The sequence below is a fragment of the Neorhizobium alkalisoli genome (genome assembly GCF_002968635.1).
Classification (GTDB): domain Bacteria; phylum Pseudomonadota; class Alphaproteobacteria; order Rhizobiales; family Rhizobiaceae; genus Neorhizobium; species Neorhizobium alkalisoli.
Map to the genome: position 1 here is coordinate 1 of NZ_PVBN01000024.1, position 22,601 is coordinate 22,601.

The 22,601-nt window shown below is 57.7% G+C and carries 23 protein-coding genes and 2 tRNA genes; 18 read left to right on the forward strand and 7 right to left on the reverse strand.

Going from position 1 to position 22,601, the window contains the following annotated elements:
- Positions 1-50 precede the first annotated feature (50 nt).
- From C5L13_RS28075 to C5L13_RS29110, 7 genes are all read left to right on the forward strand, one after another.
- Positions 51-127, forward strand: a tRNA-Met gene (locus tag C5L13_RS28075).
- A gap of 166 nt (positions 128-293) precedes the next feature.
- The gene (locus C5L13_RS28080; RefSeq protein WP_245571524.1) at positions 294-1,613 is read left to right on the forward strand and encodes a tyrosine-type recombinase/integrase; all 1,320 of its coding nucleotides are present in this window, start codon (positions 294-296) and stop codon (positions 1,611-1,613) included.
- A gap of 148 nt (positions 1,614-1,761) precedes the next feature.
- Positions 1,762-2,010 (forward strand): CopG family ribbon-helix-helix protein, encoded by a 249-nt coding sequence (locus C5L13_RS28085; RefSeq protein ID WP_105386564.1) that lies wholly within the window; start codon positions 1,762-1,764, stop codon positions 2,008-2,010.
- Positions 2,007-2,297 carry a type II toxin-antitoxin system RelE/ParE family toxin gene (locus tag C5L13_RS28090; RefSeq protein ID WP_105386565.1) on the forward strand — a complete coding sequence of 97 codons (291 nt, stop codon included), beginning with the start codon at positions 2,007-2,009 and terminating at the stop codon, positions 2,295-2,297. Before C5L13_RS28085 ends, C5L13_RS28090 begins: the two co-directional genes overlap by 4 nt.
- A gap of 8 nt (positions 2,298-2,305) precedes the next feature.
- Positions 2,306-3,250: an aminoglycoside phosphotransferase family protein gene (locus tag C5L13_RS28095; protein WP_105386566.1), complete on the forward strand. Its 945-nt coding sequence runs from the start codon at positions 2,306-2,308 to the stop codon at positions 3,248-3,250.
- Between the two features lie 62 nt (positions 3,251-3,312).
- A tRNA-Met gene (locus tag C5L13_RS28100) sits at positions 3,313-3,389 on the forward strand.
- A gap of 226 nt (positions 3,390-3,615) precedes the next feature.
- Positions 3,616-4,293 (forward strand): hypothetical protein, encoded by a 678-nt coding sequence (locus tag C5L13_RS29110; RefSeq protein ID WP_170117339.1) that lies wholly within the window; start codon positions 3,616-3,618, stop codon positions 4,291-4,293.
- 284 nt (positions 4,294-4,577) lie between these two features.
- Here C5L13_RS29110 and C5L13_RS28110 read toward each other — a convergent pair whose 3' ends face one another.
- From C5L13_RS28110 to C5L13_RS28130, 5 genes are read right to left on the reverse strand one after another with little or no spacing between them, the layout of a single operon-like run.
- On the reverse strand, positions 4,578-5,561 hold the full coding sequence (locus C5L13_RS28110; protein WP_105386567.1) for an ABC transporter ATP-binding protein: 984 nt from the start codon (positions 5,559-5,561) through the stop codon (positions 4,578-4,580).
- A complete protein-coding gene (locus tag C5L13_RS28115) occupies positions 5,558-6,529 on the reverse strand; it encodes an ABC transporter ATP-binding protein (RefSeq protein WP_105386568.1) in 972 nt (323 codons plus the stop codon). Before C5L13_RS28115 ends, C5L13_RS28110 begins: the two co-directional genes overlap by 4 nt.
- Positions 6,529-7,446: an ABC transporter permease gene (locus C5L13_RS28120; RefSeq protein WP_105386569.1), complete on the reverse strand. Its 918-nt coding sequence runs from the start codon at positions 7,444-7,446 to the stop codon at positions 6,529-6,531. The genes C5L13_RS28115 and C5L13_RS28120 overlap by 1 nt, the downstream gene beginning before the upstream one ends.
- Entirely contained in the window at positions 7,443-8,363 is a 921-nt protein-coding gene (locus C5L13_RS28125; RefSeq protein ID WP_105386570.1) for an ABC transporter permease, read from the reverse strand. Before C5L13_RS28125 ends, C5L13_RS28120 begins: the two co-directional genes overlap by 4 nt.
- A 41-nt stretch (positions 8,364-8,404) precedes the next feature.
- Positions 8,405-9,925 (reverse strand): ABC transporter substrate-binding protein, encoded by a 1,521-nt coding sequence (locus C5L13_RS28130; RefSeq protein ID WP_105386571.1) that lies wholly within the window; start codon positions 9,923-9,925, stop codon positions 8,405-8,407.
- A 210-nt stretch (positions 9,926-10,135) separates the two neighbouring features.
- Here C5L13_RS28130 and C5L13_RS28135 point away from each other — a divergent pair, with 210 nt between their 5' ends.
- Positions 10,136-10,921: an IclR family transcriptional regulator gene (locus C5L13_RS28135; RefSeq protein ID WP_105386572.1), complete on the forward strand. Its 786-nt coding sequence runs from the start codon at positions 10,136-10,138 to the stop codon at positions 10,919-10,921.
- A 72-nt stretch (positions 10,922-10,993) separates the two neighbouring features.
- On the forward strand, positions 10,994-11,716 hold the full coding sequence (locus C5L13_RS28140) for a ribonuclease activity regulator RraA (protein ID WP_105386573.1): 723 nt from the start codon (positions 10,994-10,996) through the stop codon (positions 11,714-11,716).
- A gap of 249 nt (positions 11,717-11,965) precedes the next feature.
- Here C5L13_RS28140 and C5L13_RS28145 read toward each other — a convergent pair whose 3' ends face one another.
- Complete coding sequence (locus C5L13_RS28145; protein WP_245571526.1) at positions 11,966-12,289, reverse strand: HAD hydrolase-like protein; 324 nt, start codon at positions 12,287-12,289, stop codon at positions 11,966-11,968.
- Positions 12,290-12,524: 235 nt separating this feature from the next.
- Here C5L13_RS28145 and C5L13_RS28150 point away from each other — a divergent pair, with 235 nt between their 5' ends.
- From C5L13_RS28150 to C5L13_RS28190, 9 genes are all read left to right on the forward strand, one after another.
- Positions 12,525-13,502: a sensor domain-containing diguanylate cyclase gene (locus C5L13_RS28150; RefSeq protein ID WP_158693557.1), complete on the forward strand. Its 978-nt coding sequence runs from the start codon at positions 12,525-12,527 to the stop codon at positions 13,500-13,502.
- A 625-nt stretch (positions 13,503-14,127) separates the two neighbouring features.
- The gene (locus C5L13_RS28155) at positions 14,128-15,822 is read left to right on the forward strand and encodes a putative bifunctional diguanylate cyclase/phosphodiesterase (protein WP_105386575.1); all 1,695 of its coding nucleotides are present in this window, start codon (positions 14,128-14,130) and stop codon (positions 15,820-15,822) included.
- A gap of 3 nt (positions 15,823-15,825) precedes the next feature.
- Positions 15,826-16,371 carry a ubiquinone biosynthesis methyltransferase UbiE gene (locus C5L13_RS28160; RefSeq protein WP_105386581.1) on the forward strand — a complete coding sequence of 182 codons (546 nt, stop codon included), beginning with the start codon at positions 15,826-15,828 and terminating at the stop codon, positions 16,369-16,371.
- Positions 16,368-17,546 (forward strand): class I SAM-dependent methyltransferase, encoded by a 1,179-nt coding sequence (locus C5L13_RS28165; protein WP_105386576.1) that lies wholly within the window; start codon positions 16,368-16,370, stop codon positions 17,544-17,546. The genes C5L13_RS28160 and C5L13_RS28165 overlap by 4 nt, the downstream gene beginning before the upstream one ends.
- A complete protein-coding gene (locus tag C5L13_RS28170; protein WP_407070486.1) occupies positions 17,543-19,903 on the forward strand; it encodes a SpoIIE family protein phosphatase in 2,361 nt (786 codons plus the stop codon). The genes C5L13_RS28165 and C5L13_RS28170 overlap by 4 nt, the downstream gene beginning before the upstream one ends.
- A 4-nt stretch (positions 19,904-19,907) precedes the next feature.
- Positions 19,908-20,462, forward strand: coding sequence for a slr1658 superfamily regulator (locus C5L13_RS28175; protein WP_105386577.1), 555 nt, complete (start codon positions 19,908-19,910; stop codon positions 20,460-20,462).
- A gap of 18 nt (positions 20,463-20,480) precedes the next feature.
- Positions 20,481-20,819 carry a slr1659 superfamily regulator gene (locus C5L13_RS28180; RefSeq protein ID WP_105386578.1) on the forward strand — a complete coding sequence of 113 codons (339 nt, stop codon included), beginning with the start codon at positions 20,481-20,483 and terminating at the stop codon, positions 20,817-20,819.
- 162 nt (positions 20,820-20,981) lie between these two features.
- Complete coding sequence (locus C5L13_RS28185; RefSeq protein ID WP_105386579.1) at positions 20,982-21,584, forward strand: hypothetical protein; 603 nt, start codon at positions 20,982-20,984, stop codon at positions 21,582-21,584.
- A 211-nt stretch (positions 21,585-21,795) separates the two neighbouring features.
- Positions 21,796-22,044, forward strand: coding sequence for a DUF6074 family protein (locus tag C5L13_RS28190; RefSeq protein WP_105386580.1), 249 nt, complete (start codon positions 21,796-21,798; stop codon positions 22,042-22,044).
- 96 nt (positions 22,045-22,140) lie between these two features.
- Here C5L13_RS28190 and C5L13_RS28195 read toward each other — a convergent pair.
- Positions 22,141-22,601 (reverse strand): GGDEF domain-containing protein (locus tag C5L13_RS28195; RefSeq protein WP_158693558.1); only part of this gene is annotated, 461 nt, incomplete at its 5' end.

A 22,601-nucleotide genomic window follows, 5' to 3' on the forward strand; every position in this document is an offset into this window, starting at 1 on the left:
GGAAGACCGAAAACTCGTACGGTATTTTGCCAAAGGCAAAAATCGGATAACGCGGGGTGGAGCAGCCCGGTAGCTCGTCAGGCTCATAACCTGAAGGCCGCAGGTTCAAATCCTGCCCCCGCAACCAGATTCTTCCAAGATTATCAAAGGGCTCTGAGGAAACTCGGAGCCCTTTTTGCGTTCAAAATGTCCTAGCACACAGCTAGCACAAAACCGGCCCCTCATTTGACGCGTCCTTGTTCGCGTGATTCCCTGTTCCCATATCGAACACGGAAAATAATCAGGGGGCCGGTATGACGAGCCATGAAATCCTCGGAGGGAAGGTCAATGTCTACCGGCGCGGGGGCCTCACCTGGCATTGCTCCGCCTCTATAAAGGGCCGCCAGTACAGAGCCAGCACCAAGGAAACCGGGCTGGCGCAGGCAAAGGCGTTCGCGGAAGACTGGTATCTCGGTCTTCGCGGCAAGCGGGCCGCAGGGTTGATGAAGACCGAAAAGACCTTTGCGGAAGCGGCCAAGAAATTCGAGCTGGAATACGCCATCATTACAGAAGGAGAGCGGAGCCAGAAATGGGTCGAGGGCCACAGCATCCGCCTGCGGCTCCACCTGATCCCCTTCTTCGGCAAGATGGGCCTTTCCGAGATCAACGCCGGGACGGTCCAGGACTACCGCGTCCACCGGATGACGACTTCCAAGACCGGCAAACAGCCATCGCGCAGCACTCTCCATGATGAGGTTGGCACCTTGCGGCAGGTGTTGAAGACGGCCATTCGTCACAAGTGGCTCAGCCATCTGCCCGACCTGTCGCCGCCCTACAAGACACAAGGCAAGATCAGTCACAGGCCGTGGTTCAGCCCGGCTGAGTACAAGCAGCTTTACGAGGCGACCCGCCAGAACGCCAAGGAACCGAAGAACAAGCACTTCCGCTGGGAAGCCGAACAGTTGCACGACTTCGTGCTGTTCATGGGCAATACCGGCCTTCGGCCCGACGAGGCCAAGCAGCTCCAGCACCGGGACGTGACCATTGTCGTGGACCCCGACAGCCGCGAGCGCATCCTTGAAATCGAAGTGCTCGGCAAGCGCGGCATCGGCTGGTGCAAGTCCATGCCGGGCGCGGTGAAGCCCTATGAGCGCCTGCGCGATCGATTGAAGCCTGTGCGCGGAAATGGCAAATCGGAAGACGGAGAGCTTCCGGCACCCACCGATCTGCTCTTCCCCGGCAATTATCTCAAGATGTTCAACAATCTTCTTGATGCTCAGCATCTCAAGCTCGACCGTGATGGCAAACCTCGGACAGCCTACAGCCTACGTCACACTTATATATGCCTTCGGCTCATGGAAGGCGCAGACGTCTACGCCATTGCCAAAAACTGCCGCACGAGCGTCGAAATGATCGAGAAATTCTACGCGGCGCACATCAAGACCACCTTGGACGCTTCCGTCATCAACGCGCGCAAGCCCCGCCGGGCGAACCGCGATCGGAAGGGGAATAGGGCGGCGGCACCGCCGTCCTTCCACGGAAACGAGGCTCCACAGCCTCGTAGAGACACCCGAACGGGTGTCCAGACGAACCGCTTGCCGGTTCGAAGCGCCCGCTTGGCGGGGCGCTCATAGAAGGTTTAGCCTTCTCTTGATCCGGCCACGCCCTCCCGGTGTGGTCGGAGCTTATTCACCTAAATGAAAGTCCTCATTCATGAGCAGAACCTTGACGAACCACGATGGTTCACCAATAATCAAAGTGAACCAAGGAAAGTTAGGTGCCATGACTGCCGCCTTTACCGTGCGTGTGAAAGATGAAACCGCAAGCAAGCTGGATCAGCTTGCTGAAAAGCTGGATCGCTCCCGCTCCTACATGGCTGCCGAAGCCATTGAGGCTTTCGTTGAGCAACAGGAATGGCAGCTTGCCGAGATCGAAGCCGGGTTGGCTGAGGCCGATCGGGGCGAATTCGCGAGTGATGCGGATGTGGCGAAGGTCGTCGGGAAATACGTTAAGTCCGCCCGTCAATCATGAGCGGCAAACGCATTCGCTGGACGCTTCGGGCGTTGCGGCGGCTTGATGAAATCGGCGCTCATATTGAACAGGACAATCCCGATGCGGCAGCTCGCGTCGTCGCAAGGATCGTGACGGCCGTGGATATGCTCGCGGAATTACCGGCAAGCGGGCGGCCGGGTCGCATCAAGGGCACCCGTGAAATCGTGCTAGCGGATATTCCCTACATCATCCCGTACCGTGTCAGCCGGGACATCGAGATTATCACCGTCATGCATGCCCACCAGCGGTGGCCGTTGGAATTTTAGTCTTCGCCATGGAACCAGAAATCACCTGGGCAGAAGAATGGTTGGCGGCACACATCTATCGTGTGCTGGCCGCGCCGGAACTGATACGTGCCGTACCTTGGTCAAAAATTTACAGGTTCAAAACCGATAGGGGGAGCGTTTATCTGAAATGGAGCGCGCCCGCCTACGCGCGCGAGGCCGCGCTGATGGCCCATCTGGCCGAGCGCTTTCCGGCCGAAATTCTTCCTGTTCTGGCGGCAAACCATGACATTGGCGCATTCCTTATGCCGGATGGCGGTGAGCCCCTTCGTATGAGGTTGAAGGAATCTTATGATCCGCAAATCGTGGGAAAGCTCCTCCGTCAATATGCCTCCATCCAGCGTATTTTGTCTCCGCAGGTGGATTCGCTTCTTGCATTGGGGCTTGATGACTGGCGCATGGCCGTGTTTCCCGATCTTTACGATGATCTGGTCCGCGACGAAGCTCTTCTGAGACGGGAAGGGCTGAGTGTGGCTGAAATTGAGAAGTTGCAGGCGCGCGGCGAAGATATTCGTCGTTTATGCCGCACACTTGCCGGATTCAAAGTGCCAGAAACCCTCGAACATTGCGATTTTCACGATAATAATGTCCTTTTGAATGCAAATGGATTGCTTATCAACGACTGGGGCGACGCGGTTATTTCCCACCCATTCTTCTCCTTGGCTGGCTTCTTGGACAGTGCCGCGAGGAACCACGATCTGAATGCCGAGTCACCCGAGTATAAGCACCTGAAGGACGCCTATCTGGAAGTGTGGCGCGACGATGAAAGCCCGGAAAATCTGGGGCGCGTTTTGGGAATCGCTAAGGTTCTCCGTCCTATAGAGTTTGCCTTCAACTTTAGCCGTGTCGCCAGAATGACGACCAAAAAGGAGTTCGAACCGTATCGCGGCTACATTGCGGAGGCTTTACGCCGATTTCTCTCGAATGCCTCGTGACGAGTGGTTGGCCAATTAGAGCTTGCCCTATGGGGCGAGTCCTATTAACAGGGACCGCATGACGCGGGATGGAGCAGCCTGGTAGCTCGCAAGGCTCATAACCTTGAGGTCGTTGGTTCAAATCCAACTCCCGCAACCACCGAAACTTGAATATTCTGCCATTCAAGTCGCTTCACAGAAAGCTCCTCCGCGTAAGCGTCGAGGGGCTTTTTTTGTTTCTGCTCCGTGTCGAGTTCACCGGCGCGTAACTTCTCCAGATAGTCGTGGCGCTGCAATGCCTCGAACTGCTTCTCCATGATCGTCGCCGCTTCCATCGCCGCGAGGATCGAAGCGATCCGGCCGTGGACTTCGAGTGACGCCGGCTGGTGGCCGGGGGTCTTGCCGATCACCACCTTCTGGATGAACTGGCGCACGATGTTGATGAAGGGCTGCTTCGTCTCGGGATCGGCGTGTTCGCGCATGTAATAGAAGGTGGAGTTGATGATCAGTTCGACGGCTTCTGGACTGACTTCCGCCTTCAATTTCTTGATCTTCTGCCCGAAATTCTCCTCCGCTGTTGCCTGCTTCAAGCGGACCTCGAGCCCGGCCCGGCGCTCCTCGAGTTGATCGAGCATGTCGTCGAGCGCTGCCAGACGCGGGCGGCCTTCGGCGGCACTATCGCTAATCTGCTGGATGATCTCGCGCTGTTCCTGTTCGGCAGCTTTCAACTCTCCGAAAATACGCTGGCACTCGTCGGGTTCGTTCTTGGCGGACGCTGCGAGGTTACGGCGCGCCTGTCTAGCGACGTCGTCGAACACGCGCATGCCGAAGAATGCGGGGGGGAGGCAGGACAGAACTCGATCCTCCAGATTCTTGCGCAGGATCTTCTGGTTAGAGCAGCAGGCGCCGTCGAGGCCATCGATCGGCAGCTTGTTCTTGTGGTTGAAGCAGCCATAGCGTTCTTTGGCCATGATGGCGTAGGATCCGCCACATTCGGCGCATTCCGGAACGAAAAGTCGCTCCGGCAAAGGTTCTTAAGCGGATCGATACTCATGTGCGGTTGATGGCGCCAATTCTTGGCACGTGTGCGGACTAGCTTGGCGGGATCGTCCGAATGCTCGAAGACTCTGTCTTCGCTCGTGCGTCAGTTTTCCCAGCGCCTCTTCAAGTCCCTATTTCAACGAAGTAATTGCCGAGGGCTTGACCGGTGCCTGGTTCACATCCCTTCAAGAGCATCGAGTTCGGCGCCGAGGACCCTATATGGACTGGGCGCCAGGGGCGATGCCGCCGCCGGGGCTTTGTCGGTTCCTCACAATACCGAGATTGAAGGCCTAAAACACACCAGCCGTCATAGTCGCCTGGCGAATTCGGTATCTGCATGGTGGCAGGCGGTCAGCAGTCCCGGGGCAGCCGTCCTTGCGGTCAATGCGGGCTCCTGTTCAGTGCAGATCGAAGTGGCTTTCCAGCAACGCGTCCGAAATCGGCATCCGCTCGGCGGATTGGCAGGACTTGGAAGATCGCCTTGCAGGACGATGCGTTTGCGATGTCCGCGAAGCCTTGGGTCCGGCGTCGGAACGGCCGACATCAGGGCCTGGGTATAGGGATGTGCCGGCGCGCTGAAGATCGATTGTTTCGGCCCGGTCTCGATGATCTTGCCGAGATACATGACCATCACTCGGTCAGAGACGTGTCGCACCACGGCAAGGTCGTGCGCGACGAAAAGCATCGCCAGATTGCGCTCTCGCCTCAGCTTGGCGAGCAGATTGACGACCTGTGCCTGAACCGAGACGTCGAGGGCGGAGACCGGCTCGTCGCAGACGAGGAGCGTCGGGTTGAGTGTCAGGGCGCGCGCGATTCCAAGCCGCTGCCGCTGACCACCCGAAAACTCGGAAGGATAGCGGTCCGCATGTTCGGCGCGCAGCCCCACGGATTCGAGCAGCTTGACCGTCTCTTCCCGCCAGCGGGCCTTTGGTACGAGACCCGGATGCAGCGCCCACGGTTCGGAGATCAGCCGGTCGACCCGCATGCGCGGATTGAGCGACTGGTAGGGGTCCTGGAAGACGACCTGCATGTTGCGGCGCAACTCATGCAGCTCGCTTCCTCTCGCTTTGGTTATTTCCACGCCATCGAGAACGGCGCTGCCGCTGGTCGCCGGCCCGAGCTTCAGCAGCGTCCGGACCAGGGAAGTCTTGCCGCAACCGCTTTCACCGACAAGGCCGAGCGTCTCGCCGCGGGCGATCTCGAAGCTGACGTCATCGACGGCGCGCACCGGTGTCGCGCCGCTACCGAAGTGCCGGGAAAGGTTTTGGACTTTGAGAAGAGGTTCGGTCATGCTGGCGATACCGGGAAATGGCAGGCGGCCTGTCGGCCCGGCCCCACGGTTTCAAGGGGAGGGATGACCTCGGCACAGAGCCCTTCGGCGCGTGGACAGCGCGTCCTGAACGCGCAGCCTGAAGGAAGGGCGACGGGATTGGGCGCCGAACCGGGGATCGGCACCAATTCGTCCTCGTCGGTATCCACGCGCGGCTGCGAGGCGAGCAGGCCGACGCTGTAGGGATGTCTCGCATCTTCGAAAAGTTCGAAGACATTTGCGGTCTCGACAATCCGGCCGGCATACATGACGGCCACGCGGTCAGCGAGTTCGGCTACCACGCCCAGATCGTGGGTGATGAAGATCATTCCGGCATTGCTGCGTTTGCGGATTGTGGCCAGAAGATCGACCACCTGCGCCTGGATCGTGACGTCGAGCGCCGTCGTCGGCTCGTCGGCGATGATGACGTCCGGTCCGACCGCCACGGCCATTGCGATCATGATGCGCTGGCGCATGCCGCCGGAAAATTCGTGCGGATACTGCCGCGCCCGACGTTCGGGATCTGGAATGCCGATTGCCTTCAACAGGTCGATCACCGCCTTTTCGACACCGCCTTCGGGATTGCGGCCGTGGATGCGGTACATCTCTGCGATCTGCCAGCCGACGGAATAGACAGGGTTGAGCGCCGCAAGCGCATCCTGAAAGATCAGAGCGATCCGATTGCCGCAGAGATCGCGCCGCTCGTTGCGTGAAAGCTGCAACAGTTCCGCGCCGTGAAAGCGGATCGATCCCCGATCGATCGCGCCTGGCGGATTGGGAACGAGGTCCATGATGGCGGCTGCGGTCACCGATTTGCCGGAGCCACTTTCGCCAAGGAGCGCTAGGACTTCACCACGCTCCAGCGAGAAGGAGACGCCGTTGAGTGCGAGAATGCGGCCCGACGCCGTATCGAAACTGACCTGCAGGTTCTCGACTTCGAGAAGAGCCATCAGCGCCTCCGGCTCAAAAGGCGCCAGTGCTGCGACGGGTCGTTGACGATCCGGAACCAGTTGGCGAGCAAATTGAAGGACATGGTGGTAAACATAATCGCGAGACCGGGGAAGAAGCCCAGCCACCAGGCTGACGACAGATAGCCCTGGCCCTGGGCGACCATTAGACCCCAGCTTACCGAAGGCGGCTGGATGCCGAGGCCGAGATAGCTCAGGCCGGATTCGAACAGCATGACCATGGCGAGATTGACCGAGGCGAGCGTCAGCATCGTGGGTGCGACGCTTGGGAGGATGTGGGTGCGCAGGATCCAGGTCGATCCCCCGCCGAAGACGCGCGCCGCATCGACGAAAAGTCGTTCGCGGACCTCCAGCGTTTCGGCCCTCGCGACGCGGATATAGGCCGGCATGCGGGTGACGGCGAGCACGATCACGAGGTTGCCGACGCTCGGACCGAACAGGTAGAGGCCGAAGAGCGCCACAAGCAGCGTCGGGAAACCCAGGATGATATCGCAGATCCGCATGATGACGTTGCCGATGATGCCGCCGAAGTAACCGGCGACAACGCCGAGGAGGGTTCCGCCGATCAGGCTCGTCAACACGGTCACCAGGGCAATGCCGATCGTCGTGGAAGCCGCCTGGACGAGGCGGACGAGGAGCGGTCGTCCGAGTGCGTCGGCACCCAGCCACAAGGTCCAGGGCTGGCCGAAGTCGAACGGCGGCAGGTTGCGCGCCTTCAGTGAAATGCGGTTGTCGCCCAGGAGCGACATGGCATCGGTGAGGATAGCGAGCACGACGATCAGCAGCCAAATCGCCGCGGCGACTGCCATCGGGTCACCCGCCAGCGCGCGCGCGAGCCACAGGATGCGGCGGCTACGGTGCTCGCGGGCCGGGAGGAACTCGGTCGACCTGTCGGTCATTCGACCCTCACGCGTGGGTCGATCGAGGCATAGAGCATATCGACCAGGATATTGATGAAGAAGATAACGACCGCGACGGCAAAGATCGATGCTTGGACGATAGCGAAGTCACGTTTCAGGATGCCGTCGATCAGGAGTTTGCCGATGCCCGGAAACCCGAAGACGACCTCGACGACACCGCCACCGCCGGCGAATTGGGCCGCAAGGTCGCCGGTCACCGTCACTGCGGGAAGAAGAGCGTTGCGGAGCGCATGCACGAAGGTGACCCGTCCGTCACGCGCGCCCTTGGCGCGTGCCGTCCGGACAAAGGTCGCATTGAGCGCCTCGATCATGGAGCCGCGGACGATCTGCACCAGAGTTCCGAAAGGTCGGGCAAACAGGCAGGCGACCGGTAGCACCCAGTAGATCGGCCCGCCGAAGCCTGACGTCGGCAGAATGCGGAAGGTGACCGCGAACAGAAGTACGCCCATCAGGCCGAGCCAGAAATCCGGTACGCTTGCGGCCGCCTGCGACAGGACATTGACCCCCCGGTCAATCCAGCCACCGGAATTCACGGCAGCAATCGATCCCATGCCGATCGCGGCAATGAAGGCCAGCACCAACGCGATGGCGCCAAGCGCCAGTGTGTTGGGCAGTGCCTCGAGCACCACGTCCATGGCGGGCCGATTGTGCCAGAGAGATATTCCGAAATCGAGGCTGAGCATATCCCAAGCCCAATCGAAGAACTGAGCAAGGAGGGAACGATCGAGGCCCAGGCGTACGCGCATGGCTTCGCGCGCCGCATCCGAGGCGTCGACAGGCAGGTAAAGATTGACGGGATCACCCGTCAACCGTACGAGGAAGAAGGCGGATGTCATCAATGCTGCAAGCGCGAGTGCTGCGAAGGCGGCACGTTTCAGGAAATAGGTGAAGGACATCCGCTCTCCTCAAGCGACATTCAGGTGGTCGGCTTGAGAGATCAGCGGTAGCTGATCGACTTCAGCTTGATCTCGTTGCCAGCCTGCACGTCGGGCGTATAGTTCACATCCTTGGCGACCCGGGCGATCGTGACCATGTGGAAGAGTGGTGCAATGTTGACCGTATCGATGGCGATGTACTTGAACGCTTGCTGGAACAACTTCTTGCGCTCGTCACCGGTCGCCTTCGCGGCATCGGCGATCAGCTTGTCGAGACCGGCGTCCGTGATGGTCGATTGGTTGCCATCGGTGGTAAAGCGGTTCGGTAACGTGAACACGGCATCGCCCTCGGCATTGTCTATCTGCGTCTGCAGGATGGAGGGCTGGCGATCCTTGTTCCACGGCTTCAGCAACCGCTTAAGCCACGGGCTTGTCTCGAGCATTTCAAGCCTTGCATTGAAACCGGCATCCGCCAGCATGGCCTGAATGGCTTCCAGGCTTTCGGACGAGTTCGGATAGATGCCGATGCGGCCGTAGATGACGATCTCATTGTCGACCGGCACGCCATCCGCCTTGGCGGCTGCAAGCAGTGACTTCGCCTTTTCCGGATCATAGGTCCAAACGGGAATGTCTGGGTTGAAGCCGAAGACCGACGGTGGCACGACCTGCATCGCCTTTTGAGCGTCCTTATGGAAGATCGTTCCGATGAGACCATCCCTGTCGATCGCGAGGTTGAGTGCTTCGCGAACGCGCTTGTCGTTGAGGGGGGCGATCTGCGCATCGATCCTCAACAGGGAAGTCTCGGCGTTCGGGAAAGCATGATCCTGTCCGGTCGTGCCGTCCTGAGGTGCAATTTCATAGGCAATCTGCGCTTCGCCGGTGTCGACCATCGCGGCGCGCACCGCGGATTCGGCGCGCCAGATGATCGTCGCGTTGGGAATTGCCGGTTTGTCGCCCCAATAGCCTTCATAGGCCACAAGACCGACGGACTGGCCGGGCGTCCACGCGACCAGCTTGTAAGGTCCCGTCCCGGCCGGCGTGCGCGTTTTGGCGTCGCCCGGGGTTGCCGGCGAACCGATGTCCAGGGCGGACATCTTGTTGGGCAGGATTGGCTCGGCGACGTCCGTCTTGATGAGGAGGGTCGCCGGATTCACGGCTTCAGCGTTGAGTTTAAGGCCCTTCAGCGTGGCTTGTCCCACTTCGCATGCCAGCGCCGGATCCTGGGCCCGCTTCACAGCCGCGACAACCGCCGTGGCATCGAACGCCTTGCCGTCGTGGAAGGTCACGCCTTCGCGTAGTTTGAACTCCCAGGTCAGGCTATCGACCTGCCGCCAGCTGGTGGCGAGGCTCGGGACGACCGAACCATCCTTGGGGCTGAGATTTACGAGTGCTTCGGTGATGTTGTTGTGCAGAATGCGTGAGTTGCCTGAGAGGTCCGTGTCGCAGGGGTCGAGCGATTTCGGCTCATCCGTCACCACGACCGTCAGTTTATCCGGGGCCGCGCGAGCGGGGATTGCCACGCTTGCCGCCAACGACATTGCAAGCCCCATGCTCAACGCATGGATAGCCGTGATCTTCTTCATGAAAGCCCTCCTCCAAATCCAAACGAGCCGCATACGGCGCCTCGGTGATCTCTTCCTCAAAGTCATCCGGGTCCGCGGGGCAACCCGCGATCAAATGGCTTTACTTCCTCCTGCAAGTGGGTAGTGTCAAATATGACACTTGAGACGCCAACATGCTCGTTCGGTCTTAAGAAGTCAAGGCATGCAATCCGAATATGGAATTTGAAGTTCATGAATGAACCAAAACATGGTTCTCCAGTGGTGGAAAAGACGGCTCATCTGCTTGAGGCGGTTGCTGACGCGAAGACCGGCATCTCACTCGGCGCGTTGGTCGAGCAGCTCGGGGTGCCTCGTTCGACCGTATATCGCATCCTCAATTCACTGACCGCACATGGTCTTGTGGCTCGGGTGAATGGCGGGGCCTCCTACGAGTTGGGGCCGAAATTCGTGCAGCTCGCGCGGCGTATCTCGCCCGGTGCAGATAGGGTGACCCTGATCGAGGCGGCGAGGCCGGTCCTGGCGGCCGCAGCCGACAGGATCTATGAATCCTTCAGGCTGGCAGCGCCTGAAGGCAATGAAATGATGACCATATTTGCGGCCTCCAGTCCCGGCGACTACGCTCTGTTCATCAAGGTCGGCAGCCGCTCGCGCAAGCATGTCGGTGCGGCCGGCAAGCTCGCCCTGGCCTATTCCGACTATGACGAGATCGAAGCCTATTGCGCCAGCGGCCTGGAGGCCCGGACCCCGTATACGATCACCGATCCCGAGACGCTGAAGGAGGCGCTCGCTGAAATTCGCCGCAGCGGAAGCGCGGAAGACAATCAGGAATCGAACCTCGGCTTGCGAGCTTTTGCTGCTCCCATATTCGATTCTGCAAGTCGCCTGGTCGCCACGGTCAGCGTGCCGTTCATCGGGGAGGCGACGCCGGAGCGCGCTCGATCAATCAAGCGCGAGGTGCTCGACGGCGCTGCCATGGTGATGAAAGCTATCAATGGCGTTCATCCGCTGTCCAAATAGGAAACTAGAAATTCCTTATTGAATTATAGCTTCGTTATGCTAGACCTCGCAGCCGGACAAATGGAGGTTATCATGACGGCTTTGGACCCATCGGTTTATGCCAAACTTTTGCGGACAAATTCGGCGAGCCTCAGTACCTTGCTGCTGAAGCGGGGGCTCAGGAACACCGCAATTCGCGGCGTGCGACCGCTCGCAGGCGCCGATAAGCCGATGGTCGGCCCGGCCGTCACCGTTCGCTACATTCCCGCCCGGGAGGATATCGATGGTTCGACGTACAGTTCCGATCCGTCCAATCAGCAGCGCAAGGCGATCGACACGATAGCCGAGGGGCACGTCCTCGTGTTCGATTGCCGATCGCTGGCGGAGATTGCCGGGATCGGCGCGATGCTGGCTCGGCGTCTTGTCTACCGCGGATGCGCTGGCCTTGTGCTGGATGGCGGCGTTCGCGATACGGCCGATATCGCCCAGCTCGGGCTCCCAACCTATTGCATGGGACCGGCGGCTCCCGCCAATCTGGTCGCTCACCATGCCTCGGACATGAACCAGCCGATCGCTTGTGGTGGCGTCGCAGTCTACCCGGACGACATCATCTTCGGCGACCGCGAAGCGGTCATCGTCATCCCTCGAGAATATGTAAACGAGATCGCTGACGAGGCCGTCGCAATGGAGGAGCAGGAGGAGTTCCTGAAGCTGGAAATCGAGTCTGGCAGATCGACACTTGGCGTGTATCCGCCAAACAAGGAAACCCTCGATCGGTTCGAGGTTTGGCGTAGAGCTCGAGCTGATGCCGATTGACGCCCGACTGCCAACCTCCGGTTAAATCGGCCTGGTAGTTCGCTGAGCAGCAAAGTCTTTACATACTGAAATCACAGTGCGACGTTCCGACGCGCTGACGGTTCGATACCGGTCAAGGCGCTTATTCTGGCCGGAACTGCCTTGCCTCAGGCATGAGCGCCCGCACTTCATGAAGGTCGGAAGCGATGGCGACACAGAGGTTATGCATCTCCGCAGTCGGGCCTATCAAATCCGGTACCATGACCGTCATCATGCCGGCCGCAGCAGCAGAGCGAACCCCATTGTGAGAGTCCTCAAGGGCAAGACACAGGTGGGATCTGTCTTCAATAGTTCCGCAGCCTTCAGGTATGGATCGGGCGCTGGTTTGCTCGCTGCGTAATCGCCGTGCGCAACAACATGATGGAAGCGATCTTGTATTCCATGTTGATCCAGATGGTGGACGGCACTCTCTCGAAACGAAGATGTCGCAATCGCTGCGCTCGCACACGTTGAGGCCGCATCGCTGCATATATGAATTCGGAGAAGCAGAAGTGTTCCACGATGGCTTCGCCAGGTCACCACGCTCCAAGTCATTCAAGTGACATCGCGGAAGATGGGTGGTCGCCGGCCTAGGGCTTTGGGGCAGCAAGTCGCAGCGTGACAAGACACTGCCAGCGGAAATGAAGCACGATCACCGCCGCGAGAAGCTTGGCCACTTCGATGCACACGTCTAATTAAGTTATCCATGTTTTTATCATCTAGTTCGACACTCTCATTTCGCGGATTGAGAAGATTGGTCGTGAACAATTTAAGGTGCAAGAGTCCAGCCATGTTCTTGGATGAAGATCACGAAGCACTCGAAGCAGCCGAGCTTACGAAGCAGACACTTGTCGACACGCAGGAGAGAATGGGCATCATGCTCGACCTCATGCCGATGGGGCTTCTCATTCATACGAGGCAGGGAATCATTTTCGGAAACCAGGAGGCGGCACGCCTCCTGCAAGTGCCGCAAGAAGAGGTCGTGGGCAAACATTTCCTCGATTTTCTGACCACACATGCTGAAGAAGCCGCCAAGCAGATGGAGGAGGCCTTTGACGGCCGCATCAGTGTCGAGCCGACTGAGGCCGAGGTCCGAACTGCCACTGGTCAGGCACGCACAATCAAATTGATCGCAGGCGCCTTGCCTTGGGAAGGCAATCCCGTCGTTCAGCTTCTTCTTCAGGACATAACAGATCTGAAGTCCATCCAGGATAGATTACATTTCCTGGCAGTCACCGACGAACTGACAGGCGCGTTCAATCGCCGCCATGCATTCACGATTGGCCATGCGTTGTTTAACGGACCAGAAGCCGCCGCTGGCAAAGTGGCCCTTGCGGTCCTCGATGTCGACCACTTCAAGCGCGTCAACGACACCTATGGGCACTCGGCCGGCGATGCCGCTTTGAAAACGCTGACGCAATCCATCCAGGAGATCATCGCGGCCGAAACAGCCTGCGAGATGACATTTGCCCGGGTCGGGGGCGAAGAGTTCATGCTCCTGTTCGCGGCCACGGAACCGGACAGGGTGTTTGAGATCTGCGAAAGGGTCAGGCGTGAGATCGAGCAGCGGCCAGTTCTATCGATGGCAGGCACATTCCGGATCACGGTATCTATCGGCGTGGCGCTGAAGAACGAAAAGGACAATTCATTCGACGTCCTTTTTTCGAATGCCGACAAGGCGCTCTACGCGGCCAAGTCGGCTGGGCGCAATCGCGTCTGCCGGGATGAGCCAAAATCGCAGTCGCGCAGAGGTTTGACAGCAACCTGAATTCTGCCCGCCAACGCCCATGCACGCCCTCGGCCTTGAGACTTCGGGTGATCCAGTCCGCGAGGCCACGTCGCCCGCTGGTCGTCCATTCAAGTGAGGAGATCGTCGCTTCCTGCTATTCGGCTCGCGTGGTGGCGGGGTCGAAGCAAGCCAGCTTGTGCATGGGTTAATGACTATGTCCTTGGACTCCAGCTTGATGGTGATACAGCCGCCCGACAGGGTGGTCTCCGTCCTGAAGACGACAACGGACCGCCAGGGACAAACTTCGCCTTCGTGGTTGGGGAGGGCGATCAGAACAGCTTCGTCGCGGACATTTGACAACGGCTGCTGGATTTGCTCCCGAATTGGCTGAAGGTCTGCTTCAACATGCAGCATCTCCCGTGGCGGCCGGAGAACTCAAACCGGTGGGTGGAGGCGGTTCCAACCCGCGTTAGCATTCATTAAATAAGTCTTACGTAATGTACGATCAGATTCTCATTGTTTCAAGCCATTGAGAAAGCCCGTTCTGGTAGAGCCCTGCGTTGACTACAACGAGCCTTGCTCTAGTTCCTTAATGCGGAACAGACTCTCGGGTCGGGGCGGGACGCAACGGTCATGAGGGATGTTATTTGAGGAGGTTGGCCGCATGCCGGAAAATCGGGCGAATTGGTCTCAACCGGTTTCGCCAAAGTCTGAGGTCGGAGGCCCCGCAGCGGGGGTATTTTCGCTATGGGACGCCGATTTTAAACTTATCAATTGGTCTGAAAGGCTCAAGGAGAGGCTGGGCCTTACTGGCGACGCACCCGTAATATTGTGCGAAGTTTATCCCAAGTTGGTTGATCCCGATTTCGCGGCCTCTATTCAGCTCGTCTTGGATACGGGCGAGCCCCAAACAATCCGACTGAGCAACGTAACCAGTGAGCGCGGCCATCTCCTGCTGTTCCGCGCAAATGCCGGCCTTGCGATTGTCGAAATCGACGGCGCTGACGTTGATGAGAGAACGAAGGCGGGTGAACAGGAACGAGCGTTACTCATTCATCAAGCAACGCACGACGTTTTAACAGGGCTGGCCAACCGCCGCCAATTCGGCGACAAACTGGGGAGAATTCTTCCTGTTTCCGAAAATGCCAGTGTCGCATTGATGCAGGTCGATCTGGACGATTTCAAGCCAGTAAATGATACACTCGGCCATGGAGCCGGAGATACCGTCCTTAAGCTTGCCGCAGAAAGAATTCGCAGGACGTTGGGTAAAGACGAGACGGCCTACCGTCTCGCGGGTGATGAATTTGCCGTCATACAGGTTGCCCAAGAGCAGCCTAGTGAAGCGGAAAGATTGGCCGAATTACTGGTCAGTGAATTTAGGAAGCCGTTCACAGTGGACGGCATTACCGTGTTTGTCGGCGCCAGCATCGGCGTTGCGATTGCCCCTCGCGACGGCAATGAGAGCGAGCAACTGATGAAGGCTGCCGATGTTGCCCTTTATGCTGCCAAAAAGGAGGGGCGTCGACGCGCCCGCACGTTTGATTCGAGCATGCTGCAGGTGCTAGAACAACGAGAGGTATTAAGGCGTAGCCTTCGGGTAGCGCTGCAACACGGTGAGTTCTTCATCGAATATCAACCGCTGGTCGACCGGTCTTTGGCCGTAACCGGCTTCGAAGCACTTTTGCGCTGGCGCCACCCAATCCTCGGAGTTGTTCCTCCGGTCGCCTTCATCCCGATGGCGGAAGCTGACGGCCTCATGAGCGAAATCGGTCAATGGGTGCTCGAAGAGGCGTGTCGGGAGGCAAAGGGCTGGCCGGCCCACTATACGGTTGCCGTCAATGTGTCCCCCGCCGAATTTCTAACGCCAGGTTTGACCGACCGGGTGTCCCAAACACTTGATATTGTGGGACTGCCCTCCGATCGCTTGGAGCTCGAAATCACCGAAACCGTGCTGCTGGAGCGCACGACCAACAATCTCGACACCTTAAACACGCTCAACGTGCTTGGCATCCAGATTGCCCTCGATGACTTCGGGACCGAGTACTCGTCCTTGAGTTATCTCAAGAACTTTCCGTTCGATACCATCAAGATCGACAAGTACTTTATCAATGACCTTCCCGACGATCCGAAGAGTCAGACCATCGTTCGCTTCGTCATCTCGATGGCACATGGGCTTGACATGCGCGTGACTGCAGAAGGCGTTGAGACGGCCGAACAGGCCGCCTGGCTGCAGGCTGAGGGATGTGACCGATTGCAGGGATATTTCCTGAGCCCCCCTCTGGGGGCCGGAATGATCGATGGATTTATCCAAAGGAGCCTGAGATCCGGGCTAGTCGACAATAATCGCGCCGAAACCTGAATGATGAGGCAACAATCCGCCAAGGAGAAGCCTGTGAAGAGCCAAAAAGCGGCAATAAGTGTTGCATTCGACCAGTTGCTCAGTCTCAGGATGGATATGGCGAACTTCACCGCCGACTGGCTGCATTGCGATCAGCTTTCCAACTATGTCGCGCGCATGGTTAGCCATGACCGCCCAGATCCGCTGCGCCACTCCAACCTGCTTTCGTCAGTTCTTAATGAGCTGCTGGAAATGTCGTTTCGCTCAGAGACAGACGACGGCGAACTCGTATGCGCATTTTGCCGCTGCCGGGAGATCGAGCGGGTTGAGCTGACCTTTCCTTGTCCGCCAAGACAGCGCCAGTTCTACAAGGACGTCGTCCTTGGCCTGAAAACCAGGCAGGTTCTTGCGAGCTATCTCGGCGCCATTGCGAACGACAGTGCGCCCGGCGACGAGGCAATCCTATTGGGACTGGTTGTCAACTATGACGCCGAGGTTCAGCTCCGCGATTTCGGCGCCGGGACGCTTACATTTATCGTCGACTTGCCGCTCGGAAAGCTACTGAATTGACCGCACAAAGCCCGTCGCCAGTCTTCACGGTGCGATTTGATATCAGCGATCAGGAATTTTCCCTGGCCGGCGTGCTTCGCCCCCATTCGCCAGCTGAAATTGCCGACGATCTCTTGCTGCTGCGAAATGGGATTGAGGCCGTCAACGGTGTCTTATACGTCAACCTGAAGCGCGTCACGCACATGAACAGCACGGCATTTCGAGCCCTGACGCGGGTTTTGGTCGACGCTTCTCATTCAAGGCCCGAGCTCAAGTTTGTGGTCGTTGCATCAAGTGTCGTCGCGTGGGCGGCTCGAATGTTCCGCCATTTGACCGATCTTTCGCCGAACATCGCTATCGAAATCTACGATTCTGCCTTCTATCCGGGGCAGGCTTTTGTTGAAAACCAAAGCTTCATTCCAATCCTGAGAACCCAGACCAGGATGACTTGGCGACATGAGCGAGAGATTCTGCCACGTCATGGACTTCGCACGGGCATGGCAATTGCCGACATTTGTTGCGGCATCGGCGATTTCGCCATGCTTGTCAGGAAGGAGTTTGATCCGGCGAGGATCGTTGCCTTGGATCATTCCATGGCAAGCCTCGATTATGCACGCGATGTTGCGGAGAAGTTCGGCGTCCGCGACATTGAATACACCTACGGTGATGCGTCGCAGATGCTGTTGGAAAGCGACCAGTTCGACTTCGTGATCTGCCGGCATTCGTTACAAATCTTCGATCGCCCTGAAATGCTGCTGCGGGAGCTCTATCGGATCTGCAAGCCGGGCGGCCGGGTCTACATCACCAACGAGAAAAATTCTCATTGCCTCGGAGAACCACGATCAGACAGCATCCAGTGGACCTATCATGAGGTGGCCAAGCTCTTCAGTCATTTCGACATGGATGTCGAAATGGGGCCAAAGGGCTTGCGCCTTTTACAGGACGCCGGCTTCGAAGCGGTGAAAATGGAGAGCTTCATGGTTAGCAACCTGGACGGTGACCCCCAGGAATTCGCTGACATCATAGCAGCGTGGCGAGATGTCTATGCAGGAGAAATGTCGGTTCGCCGGGGCGATTCACAGGAATTCATCGAACGCTTCAAGCAGGGCTTTGAAGACCATATCTTCGCGGCGCTTCATCCAAGGGGTTACGCCGGCTGGCCCATTTGGGCGGCGTCCGGGCGGAAGCCGCTATGATGGCCACGCCGACCAGGAAGCCAGGCTCCGGACTACGCTCGTTTCGAGCGAAATTCATGTTGGTCGTCGGCGGGGCAGTCCTTTTCGACCTGCTTGTCAGCGGTGGGCTCGCGCTCTGGAACGTTCAACGTCTTTCTCGGGATGCGACGGCGGAAGTGGGGCGAGGCCTCGAAAAGGCAAGTCAGGATTATATCCGCTCTTATACGGATTCAACGGCGGCACAGGTTGGCCTGCTTCTTGATCAGGTCCATTCCGACGTTAAGGCGCTGGCGGGTGTCCTACAGGGCCAGATCGATCAGCCGGCGAAGAACCGGGAGATTGGAGCAGCGATGGCAAGGGCGGCTCCGGGTGCGGTGGCTGTAACGTTCGACAGCAAAGGTCAGTGGGCACAAAACCGTCCAGGGTCGCCGTCAGTCATCAGCGTGTGGGGCTATCTCCTCGACGCGGACCACCATCCGCTTCCGCAGGTGCAGACCGATATTGAGACGAGTGCCGTCCTCGACCTTGTCGCGCCAAACCTTCTGCAAAATGGTGCATCGAAGCTGCAAATGTACTATATCGGACCGAAGGAGGGTCCGATCTTCAGGACGGCCCCTTACACGGATCAAGCCCAAACATTCGACCGGCTCTATCCCGGCCACAACAGCGCGGACTTCTGGGATTTCTTCTTTCCCGGTCTTTACGAATCCTGGAAACAGTGGGCAATAGATCCAGCTTCGCGGCCGGTTCCCGGTGATATCACGCAGACCGCTCCTTATACGGATGCCATCACCGGCAAACTGATCGTCAGCTTCTTCCATCCACTTTGGACAGCCGATCGGCGTGGCGTGGCGGGAACTGCCGGAAGCGACATCACGCTTGACCAGCTCGCCGAAATTGTCGAGCGCGTGAAAGTCGCCGAAAGCGGCTTCGGCTTCCTCACCATGTCGGACGGCAACGTCGTGGCGATCAATGCGGCCGGTGAAAAGATCATTGGCCTTCGTGCGGCCAGCGATGCGACCAGTAAGGGCGTTACCGGGCTTGACCGCTCCTTGCGCAACAGCTCACAAAAAGCCGTTGCCGCCCTTCCGCTCGATGCCGATGGCGTCATCCAGCACCTCTCGTTGAGCGAGAATGGCGAAGACGTTCCTTATCTTGTCGTCACAAAACCCCTCAATGCAACCAATCTGTGGGTAAGTGGACCGGTTCGGCGGGAGGTCATGTCGCTCGCTATCGTCGTACCTGAGCGTGAGATCTACGCGTCCCTCATTGCCGCCAGGGACCAGATATCCCAAGCAACCAATCGCATTCTAATTTATCAAATCCTCGCGGTTCTTGTTTCAATGCTCGTCGTCACTGCTGCGGTCTTTGCAGCATCAAAGCGGATTACCAGCGGGATCAGTGCGCTAGCGGGTGCTGCCAAACGCATACAAGCAAAGGATTATTCCGTAAGAGTTGACATATCCACGAAGGACGAAGTTGGCGAGGCTGGTCTTGCATTCAACCGCATGGCCGAGGAGATCAGCTTTCACACGGAAAATCTTGAGAACCTTGTCACGGCACGCACGGAAGAGATCGAAGCAGCCAAGGAAGAAATCTCGGTCCTCAACGGCCAGTTGAAGAGTGAAAATATCCGGCTTGGCGCCGAATTAGACGTGGCGCGCCAGATCCAGCTGATGGTTCTGCCGCGCCAAAAAGAGCTTGCGGCAATCGACGAGCTGGAGATCGCTGCCTATATGCGACCTGCCGATGAGGTCGGTGGAGACTATTACGACATCTTGCAAAAAGGAAATCACCTGAAGATTGGCATCGGTGACGTCACGGGCCATGGCCTGGAAAGCGGGGTGTTAATGCTTATGGTGCAATCCGTTGCCCGCGCGCTCCAGGAGGCCGGCGAGACGGATCCCACAAAATTCCTGACCTACCTGAACCGTACGATCTACAAAAACATCGAACGGACGCAAACCGATAAACACTTGACACTGTCGTTTTTGGATTACGATGGCGAACGGATGACTATCTCGGGCCAGCACGAGGACTTGATCATCATTCGTCAAACTGGAGCGCTCGAAAGGATCGATACCGGTGACCTCGGCCTGCCGGTTGGGCTTGAATCTGACATATCATCCTTCATTGATACTCGGGAGGTACTGTTTCAGAAGGGCGACTTGATCGTACTTCACACCGACGGCGTCACCGAGGCAGAAAATCCGCGCGGCGAGCTATTCGGCATCGAGCGGCTTTGCGAAAATGCGCGGCGCTTGCATGGCCAAACAGCAGACCAAGTCGTGAACGGCATTCTCGACAGTCTCATGACTTTTATCGGAACACAAAAGATCCATGATGACATCACGCTCGTCGTGGTGCGGCATAGGTGATGGCATGGCAGTGACTATTTATGGGCAAGCACATCTTGCTTCCTTTGACGCAGCGCGGGCCATGAAGCTCCGTCTGCGGGACGGGCCGCTTGATCTTGCCTGGAAGCACTCTGGAATGACGTCGGATTTCATCGCCGATATGATAGCACTCAGATTTCGTTCTTCCAGACGTCACTACAATCAGGTGAGACATGATATTGGCTACCTCACCAACGAACTGATTGAGAATGCTATCAAATTTCGTGCGGATGGTGAGATTGCGATAGAGACCGTGGCGGCGACCGACGACTTCAGGATGCGGATATCGAACTTTGTCGATGGTGAGACGGCAAGCAAGTTCCAGCAGGTGTTGTCGAACATAATGCAAGGCAATCCGGGCGACTTGATGCTTCAACACATCGAGGCGAGCGTGGCCACGGGCAGCAGCGGTTCGGGGATTGGATTACTCACCTTGATGAGCGACTATCAGGTAGACCTGGCCTGGTTATTCGAGGAGAATCCTGAACGCGGCCGAATAAAGCTTGAAACATACGCCGCGATGCCAATCTCACTCCCATGAACCCGTGAGCAATGTGATATGGAAATCAGAGAAGAATCATTCCGTGTCTGGTCCGAGGGCGGCACTGTTTTTTTTGATGGAACTATGCGACTGGCAGGCCCTGATGCCTACGCACCCATTTATGCCTTGGCCATGAAAGCGCTTGAGGATGGCGGCGGCAGGGCAACCTTCGACGTGACCGGGCTTCATTTCCTGAACTCATCCGGTATAAACCTGATTGCCAAACTCACGATCGAGGCACGTAATCAGCCGCACATTAGTTTGATCGTACGAGGCTCATCCCAGGTTCCGTGGCAAACGAAATCACTACCTAACCTCAAAAAGTTGCATCCTGGCGTGGATTTGCGGCTCACCTGACTGCCATGCGAGTTCGAACACGGACCGTATGAGTTGAAAGATCCTAGATCACGTTGGAATCTCTTCTCGTGGCGAGAGAACAGCCGACCTTCCAGAACGTCGTCGGTGTCCGCATTGACCTCAATTCCTAGAGGACGACAGGTGCGAAACCTACGGTACCCAATGGCGCTCTTGCTGCTCATGTTATTGGCAGGCACCAGCTACTTGTACGCGATCGCGGAGGATGAGACGAAGATTCTTTCAGACGTTACCATCTATCTGGAACCGCCGATCCTGGGCGACGGCGGAACGGTTATTATCCTGCCGAGGGAGATACCTATTGAGGTGTGGCGGCAAACCACAGGACTCGAGAACCCTGCGTTGAAGGATCGCCGACTTGATGACAGAGTTCCGATCAAAGAATTTGACCGCAGGCTTGGCGCGATTGTTGCTGATCCTATCAGCATAGTGCAGTTCGACTTTCCCGAAGGAGGCGCCTTCCAGTTCCGATTCTCGCCGTTCCTCGGCTCCGATTATCCCATGGAGAAACTAGGGACAGTGCTTCTGAGTGTCGGGTCTGCTGGCGATCTGCACCCAAAGACTGCAGAGGAAGCCGATGTACCGCGAACTCAGATCATGCATATCTTGGGAAGCCAGATGACTGAAGAACAATCCAGAATTAGAGGCGATGAAATTCGGGTTGGCTTTCTAAAAGAACGATACAATTGCAGAGATTATGAACTTGTCTTGTCCTGCGCCGCTTCGGCGGATTTGTTAAATGAGTAATCTCGTACTGCACGCCGGCTCATTTCATCCTCTGGAAAACTTCGGCGCTGGCGGCCTCGGCTATGAAGGGGATAATAGAAACTTTAGCACGAGCGGAGTGCGCGACCAAATTGCCAGATCCTCAGGCCCGGCTACCTCGACGGCCATTCAGCATTTGTGAATATCTTCAGGCGACGGTGGAGCCATCGAAGAATCGCGCAACGGAGCCTTCATGACCGTCTCTTATTTTCCCGCCGACAGGCGACTGGCCGCGGTCAGGCGTTGCGCCGTGCAATTACTGAACCTCCACGGCGAACACGCAAACAGTTTCTGGCGAGCGGAAATGATCCGGTTCGTTGTCGAAATGCGTGGCACCGGCGCAGATGAAGATGAAATTCGCAGACAAGCCGCGCTTTTCCTGCAAGCGGTGCAGGCGGAACTGGAGCATTCCTGCCATCAGCAATCAAGCATCAGCGGTTAGCGGGAAGTCTGCTCCCATTTGAACCCACCAAAGTTCGAAAATATTTACGACGTGGCGCTCGTCCGAGATTAGCGCAAGGTGACGTCCGTGCGATGTCTAGGATGAGGCCATCTGCACGAACTCACCCGGAAAAGCTCGGATCACCATTCGATTCCGGCCGCGTTCCTTGGCCTCGTACAAGGCTGCATCGGCCGCCGACAGGAACCGCGCCGAACCGTAGTTCAGGCCTTTGCCTTTCGCCGAGGAAATCCCGATACTGGCGGTGACGCGCCCGAACTCGTTCCCTGCATGCGCGATGTCTTCATGGGCGAGAAGACGCGTAAACTCTTCCGCGACGACTGCCGCACCTTTCTCGTCAGTGTTTGGAAGCAGAACCACGAACTCCTCGCCGCCGTACCTCGCGACGAGGTCCGTCGAACGTTTCACCGACCTAGAGCAGGTCCTGTAATCGATGAATCGATTGTGAGGTGACGGGGCGAGCCGAAGCTGATTCAACATCCACAGCGGAGAGGTGGATGATGGCACAGGCACTAAGCGATGATCTTCGACTACGCGTA